At 49.9% G+C, this 559-nt stretch carries 1 protein-coding gene; it reads right to left on the bottom strand.

The genetic code is table 11. From position 1 onward, the window contains the following. Positions 1 to 559, bottom strand: a 559-nt coding sequence (locus CI603_RS09000) for an FtsK/SpoIIIE domain-containing protein (protein WP_183122224.1), incomplete at both ends; no start/stop codon positions are given.

Here is a 559-nt window from a genome sequence, read left to right as displayed (position 1 = left end):
GTCGTCTAGACCACTTTTGCGCATGGTGATCTGTCGAGAGCGAATAGCGGTATAGACCTCTTGAATTTCGCTGCAGACCAGATCAATTCCATCCGACAGATGAGTGTACGAGGTGACATAATCAGTGAATCGTTCAAAATTGGAGGTGCCGTTGCAGTCGATAATGCGCAGGTCAACCTTTTGGCTTGCGACAAGGGAAGCCATGATGCTGGTCATGCAGACGACTGATCCCGATCCACGTTCTCCTGCAGCAAGCAGGCCGCCTGTATCCTTGAGATTCAAGTAACGTAGTGAGCCGCTTTTGTCGCTTAAACAGGCAATTGAACCCTTGCTCAAGTTGAAGGCAGGAATTTTCCCAATAAAACCTGTTGGTTTTTTGGCAGGTGAATTGGACTTGTCTAAGTGGCGGCTCTGATAATGCCGTCTAGGCTGCTTTTCCTTAGCACCCTTGGGGGCGATACCAGCCAGCTTATCGTAAACCGGGATGGGCCATTGGTTTTGATTGGTGGGCGCTTCCAAGGGGCATAACGGTATTTCTCCGTAGCTTTTGACCAGGGAG

This window comes from Bifidobacterium sp. wkB338, assembly GCF_003688325.1.
GTDB classification, from domain to species: Bacteria; Actinomycetota; Actinomycetes; order Actinomycetales; family Bifidobacteriaceae; genus Bombiscardovia; species Bombiscardovia polysaccharolytica.
The sequence above is the reverse complement of the archived record's forward strand: the minus strand, read 5'-3'. Positions and strand labels throughout refer to the sequence as shown.